The organism is Halobacterium bonnevillei (assembly GCF_009831555.1).
In the GTDB taxonomy this organism is placed as follows: Archaea; Halobacteriota; Halobacteria; order Halobacteriales; family Halobacteriaceae; genus Halobacterium; species Halobacterium bonnevillei.
The window spans coordinates 1-5,393 of record NZ_WUUU01000190.1 but is presented as its reverse complement, the minus strand read 5'-3'; the positions used below and the strand labels follow the sequence as shown (position 1 = coordinate 5,393).

The 5,393-nt window shown below is 67.5% G+C and carries 6 protein-coding genes; 3 read left to right on the top strand and 3 right to left on the bottom strand.

The window, feature by feature from the left end; all coding sequences use genetic code 11:
- The 3 genes from GRX66_RS16115 to GRX66_RS16105 form a co-directional block, all read left to right on the top strand.
- Nucleotides 1-790: methyltransferase domain-containing protein (locus GRX66_RS16115; protein ID WP_159527439.1), on the top strand; the 790-nt coding region annotated here is incomplete at its 5' end.
- A gap of 66 nt (nt 791-856) precedes the next feature.
- Complete coding sequence (locus GRX66_RS16110; protein ID WP_159527438.1) at nt 857-1,174, top strand: hypothetical protein; 318 nt, start codon at nt 857-859, stop codon at nt 1,172-1,174.
- A 125-nt stretch (nt 1,175-1,299) separates the two neighbouring features.
- Nucleotides 1,300-1,905: a hypothetical protein gene (locus GRX66_RS16105; RefSeq protein ID WP_159527437.1), complete on the top strand. Its 606-nt coding sequence runs from the start codon at nt 1,300-1,302 to the stop codon at nt 1,903-1,905.
- 18 nt (nt 1,906-1,923) lie between these two features.
- Here GRX66_RS16105 and GRX66_RS16100 read toward each other — a convergent pair whose 3' ends face one another.
- The 3 genes from GRX66_RS16100 to GRX66_RS16090 form a co-directional block, all read right to left on the bottom strand.
- Nucleotides 1,924-2,271 (bottom strand): hypothetical protein, encoded by a 348-nt coding sequence (locus tag GRX66_RS16100; protein ID WP_325064155.1) that lies wholly within the window; start codon nt 2,269-2,271, stop codon nt 1,924-1,926.
- 133 nt (nt 2,272-2,404) lie between these two features.
- Nucleotides 2,405-3,415, bottom strand: coding sequence for an AAA family ATPase (locus tag GRX66_RS16095; RefSeq protein WP_159527436.1), 1,011 nt, complete (start codon nt 3,413-3,415; stop codon nt 2,405-2,407).
- 52 nt (nt 3,416-3,467) lie between these two features.
- Nucleotides 3,468-5,111 (bottom strand): DUF7282 domain-containing protein, encoded by a 1,644-nt coding sequence (locus GRX66_RS16090; RefSeq protein ID WP_159527435.1) that lies wholly within the window; start codon nt 5,109-5,111, stop codon nt 3,468-3,470.
- Nucleotides 5,112-5,393 lie beyond the last annotated feature (282 nt).

Genomic DNA, 5,393 nt, shown 5'->3' with positions numbered 1-5,393 from the left:
CGACGTCCCGCGCTCCGGGTCCGTGGCAGTCCGCGCCCGCAACGTCCGCAACACGACGGACGTGGACACCCAGGCCGCCGAACGGGAGCTCGGCGGCGTCCTCGTCGACGCCGGATTCGGCGTGGACCTCGAGGACCCCGACCACGAACTCCGGGCGCTGTTCAGTCGTGACTGCTGCTACCTCTCGTGGCTGACCGCCGAGTCGGTCCGGGACTACGGCGAGCGCAAGCCCACCGACCGGCCGTTCTTCCAGCCGGGGAGCATGGACCCCCTGCTGGCACGAGCCGTCTGCAACCTCGCGCGCGTCCGCTCCGGCGACGTGGTTCTCGACCCGATGTGTGGCACCGGCGGCGTGCTCATCGAAGCCGGCTTGCTCGGCGCGTACGCGGTCGGCACCGACGCCCAGGCGAAGATGGTCGCCGGGGCGCGGGAGAACCTCGCGGCGTACGTCGAGTCGTTCGACGTCGCGCGCGCCGACGCCACAAGACTCCCGCTGCGGACCGACGCAGTCGACGTCGATGCAGGCGGTTCGTCGGGCGAACGGGCGAAGCCTGTTGACGCCGTCGTGTTCGACGCGCCGTACGGCCGCCAGTCGAAAATCGAGACGCACGAGCTCGCGGACCTCGTGGCGGGCGCACTCTCGGAAGCCCGACGGGTCGCGGACCGCTGCGTCCTGGTCGCGGACCGCGACTGGCGCGAGGCGGCGACTGACGCCGGGTGGACTGTGGCGGACCGCTTCGACCGCCGCGTCCACCAGTCCCTGACGCGGTACGTGCTCGTACTAACGTGAAACTTAACGGCGCGTTCGGAGCAACAATCCGGTACTTAGCCGAACACTAAGCTTATTGACTGCAAGGTGATACGCTCGCGTATCGACGCCGAGACTGTCACGCGTCTCTGCGCCCTCGCGTTCGTCGTCCCCCTCATCTCGTTCGGCGCTGTCCAGCCGGCCGCCGCTGTCGGCGACGAGGAGCCCGCGGTGCGCGGAGACACTGTCCCCAGCGACGCGCCCGCCGACGCGGCCGACACGACTGTCGAGCAGGACGACACCGATCAGGGCGAGGCCGCGGGCGGCGACGCGCTGACGCTCAGTATCAGTCCGAAGCGCGCGCTCGTCTCCCTGGCGTTCCTCGGTGCGCTGCTCGCACGCCGCCATCGCGACAGCGCGGTCTGAACGCGCGCCCAAACTCGAACCCAAAACGCAGGGGGTGAATTTCTTTGTACATCCGACGTACTCGGTCTCTGTAGTTCTGTTTGTGAGGCGCAACCGCATTCAACGAGGCGGTCGTGCATTCTCGTATGGGCCGCCAGGAACCCAGCCGACTCGGGACACTCCTCGACCGTACTGCGACGCTCGGGGTACGGGCGCTCGTCGCCGGGACCATTCTCGGGCTGTTCGCGTTCGTCACGAACCCCGTCCCCGACCCGTCGTTCCCCTGGGCGACACTCCCCGGAGCGGCTCGGCTCCCCGTCACGCAACCCCGCATCGAGCACTGGCCCGTGACGTACACGATCGCCATCTGGACGTGGGTGTTCGCCCTGCCGTTCGCCCTCCTCGCCGCCTACCGCCGGTTCGCGCCCCGGTTCCGGTTCGGGGCGCGCACGTGGCTGGTCGGGCTGCCAGCCGTGCTGATGGTCGCCCTGACGACGTACTGCCGGTTCTTCTGGCCGAAGCTCTACCCGCCCTCGTGGAACGCTCCCTCCTACACGTTCGTCTGCTGGGGGTACTGTTCGTCGTACGTGCCGGCGTGGAGCAACCTCGCGTACGCCGTCGCCGCTCTCGGCATCGCTGCGTTCGCGTTGGCGGTCTCCGGTCGCGCGAGCGGTCGGCGCCTGGCCGCGGTCTTCGGCGTCCTCTCGCTCCCGCTGGGGATTCCAGCACTGGTCTACGCGCGGCGCGCGTGACGGCCTCCCGGAACCGACCTACCGGAACCGGTCGGCCACGACGGCGACGACGAACGAGACCGCGAGCACGCCGAGCACGCTCCCGGTGTGGTCGCCGACTGGAACCAGGTCCAGGAGGCGAACGCCCAGCACCGCGAGCAAGTACCCGAGGAAGCAGACGAACCAGACGCTGCTGTAGGACACCGGCAGTTCGTCGGTGGCCGCGGCCCACCCGACCACGAACCCGGGGCCGAGCACGGCCAGCAACCGCCACCACGGCCCCTGCGGGCCGACGAGTGCTTCCAGCGCGAGCGACAGCGGGAGCGCCACCATCAGGACGGCTCCCGCGACGATGCCGGCGCGTTCGAACTGGTCGGCGAGAGACACACTTCGCCTCTGGGGCGGCGCGTAGAAAAACTACCCCTTCCCGCCACGACGGTGGAACTGGCTTCTGGGGAAACAGGCCGATCGACTCCCGGTGGTCCCGGGGTTTGCTCGTCGACCGTGCTGCGACCGGGACTCAGGCGTCGCGGCCGAGTTCCGCGAGCAGGCGCCCGATCTGGATGCGGTCGCTGTTCCCCTGCACGAGGTCGAACTCCACGTCCCCGGCGAGTTCGTGAAGCGCCGCGACGTCCTCGCCGGCGTACCGCGCGCGGCCGACGCGCAGCAGTTCCTCGAGGACCTCCTCGCCGCTCATCCCCTCGTCGACGAGCAGGTCGTCGAGCGTCGACCGGGCGTCCGTGAACTCGCCGGCCTCCGCGTCCGCGAGCATCGACTCTATCTCGTCGTCCGCGCCCACTTCCTGCAGGGTCTCGTAGGCGGCGTTCATCGTCACCTCGCCTTCCTGCTCGGCGGTCGTCTGCGCGCCCAGGATGGCCTTCCGGAGGTCGCCCTCCGCGTACCCCGCGACGAACTCCACGCCGTCCTCGTCGAAGTCGACGTCCTCGGCCTCGAGGATGTCCCGGAGGACGCCGCCAATCTCGTCGGGCGTCGGCGCGCGAACGATCACCGGGAAGCACCGCGAGCGGATCGGCGGGATGAGTTTCGAGGGCTGGCGGGTCACGATGACGAACTGCGTCGCCTCGTGGTGGCGCTCCATCACGCGGCGCAACGCCTGCTGGAAGTCCTCCCGGATCGCTTCCGCGTTGTCCAGCACGATGGTGTTGTAGTCCCCGGAGACCGGCGGATAGCTCGCGGACTCCTTGAGAACGTGGTTGATCAAGTCGGCCTTCGAGGAGTTCCGGCGGCGCTTCGACGAGATGAACTGCGCGAACCGCGGGTCCTCGCTGACCTCTTTTTTCGTCATCCCGAAGAAGTCCTTCACGTTCAACTCCACGAGGTCGTTGTCGGGGTCCGCGTGGGCGTTCTCGGCGAGCGCGCGCACCGCCGCCGTCTTCCCCGCGCCCTCCGGGCCGTAGACGACGAGGTTCACGGGTTCGTCGGTGGCGTCCCGGAGGCGGTCCCTGACCTCCTCCTGCGGGATGTCCGCCAGCGACGGGGCGTGCTCGTCTATCCAGAGCGGCTCGTCCATTACCGCTGGCTAGCCGTTCGGGGGCAAAGAAAGAGTCGGTCCGGAAGTCAGTCTACGCGCTCGCCTCGTCCTCGGTCGTGGTTTCCGTAGTTTCGGTGGTGTCGTCCTCGGTCGTGGTTTCCGTAGTTTCGGTAGTGTCGTCCTCGGTGGTAGTTTCGGTAGTGTCGTCCTCGGTGGTAGTTTCGGTAGTGTCGTCCTCGGTGGTAGTTTCGGTAGTGTCGTCCTCGGTGGTAGTTTCGGTAGTGTCGTCGTCTGTGGTCGTTTGCGTGTCGTCCTCGGTGGTGGTCGTCGTGGGCTCGCCGTCGCCGGGTTCGCCGTCTTGGCCGTCTGGCGGTGCGCCGTCCCCGTCGCCGGGTTCGCCGTCTTGGCCGTCGCCCTCGTCTGCACCGCCGCCTTCTCCGGCACCGTCGCCTTCACCTGCACCGTCACCGGGTCCTTCCGGCGTGAAGTTGACGATGCCGTCGTCGATGACGGGCTGACCGTCGACCACGTACGGGCCGTCATCGCTACCGTTGGTGGCGACGAAGTCGTAGGTGGTGTTGTCGTTGGTTTCGAGGTGCGGCATCGCGATGAACCGCTCGGTGCCGTTCGGGAGCGTGGCGTTCGAGAAGTCCGCGCCGGGCACGCCCTCGTACAGCATCACCTCGACGTCGGCGTGGTAGCCGGGTTCGAGGTACTCGGAGACGCCGACGACGCTCCCGATGACCTCACCCTCGAGGAGGGTGTCGTCGTGGATGGCGACGTAACCGCCCTCGGGGACGAACACCGATTGGACAGTGATGTTCGCGTCGTCAGCCGCCTGCCCGATGAGCCGGACCTCTGCGTCGTCTGTCACCTCGAGCTCGGTGAACTCGCTGGAGTTGTACGTCGTGACGCCGTGGATGTACTCGTCCTCGGGGACGCCCGTGGTGTTCACCTCGAAGGTGACGCTAAGGGACTCGTCGCCGGCGATTGTCAGGTTCTTGTGGACGACTTCGTCGACGCCGCCGCCCTCGAGGCGGAACGCGACGTCCTCGGTACGCGGGTCCTCAGCGGTGTTCTCGAGCGTTGCGTTCACGACCACCGTGGTGTTCGTTGCGGCCATCGGCGGTGCTTCGAGGCCGTCGACGACGATCCCGCGGTTGGGTTCCTCGGCCTGCATCTCGCCGAACGTCACGTTCGCGGCGTCGACGACGGGTTCACCGTCGACCACGTACGCGCCGTCCTCGCTGCCGTTCGTCGCGACGAACTCGTAGGTGGTGTTGTTGCCCGTCTCCACGTGCGGCATCGCGATGAACTGCGCGGTGCCGTTCGGGAGCGTGGCGTTCGAGAAGTCCGCGCCGACCACGTCCTCGTACAGCGTGACGTTCACTTCCTCGTACGTGCCGGGGTCGAGGTACTCGGAGACGCCGACGACACTCCCTGTTACGTCGCCGTCGAGGAGGGTGTCGTCGTGGATGACGACGTACCCGCCTTCGGGAAGCGTCGCGTTCTCGACAGTCACCGTGGTGTCGCTGGCGTTCTGGTCGCCGAACGTCACGGAAGCGTTGGCTTCCTGTGCCACGTTCGCGGCCGTCGCGGCGTCGTCTATTGCTGTCTGTTCGGCCGGCGCTTGTGTTGCTGTCTGTTCGACCGGTGCGTGTACTGCCGTGGCGGCCCCGCCCCAGAGGACGAGCGTCGCGACGACAGCGAGCACTGCGAGGGTGCGTCTTGTCATTGCGGGTGATACCCACCCCACCGAACGAACGAAGTATCCATAAACAGATAGGATAGTTAATCCCGATTTGGATTCCTATACGGCCTCTACTGGCCAAAAAGCAAAACTTACTACAGGAAATTTAGGTGTACTATACGACAAGCTCGGCGTACTCTCGACAACCCGCGCTTACGTCGCTTCGCCGCGCGGCGCGTTCACGGTGGCCGCCTCCTCGTACACTGGACAGGCCGCGAGAACGCGGCCTGTCGCGGCCGCTGGCCGCCGACCTGGCGGGGCGGTTCG

Bases quoted from the DNA above. Each gene is read 5' to 3' on its own strand.
- GRX66_RS16105 (WP_159527437.1), top strand. From the start codon at position 1,300: ATGGGCCGCCAGGAACCCAGCCGACTCGGGACACTCCTCGACCGTACT.
- GRX66_RS16095 (WP_159527436.1), bottom strand. From the start codon at position 3,415: ATGGACGAGCCGCTCTGGATAGACGAGCACGCCCCGTCGCTGGCGGAC.
- GRX66_RS16090 (WP_159527435.1), bottom strand. From the start codon at position 5,111: ATGACAAGACGCACCCTCGCAGTGCTCGCTGTCGTCGCGACGCTCGTC.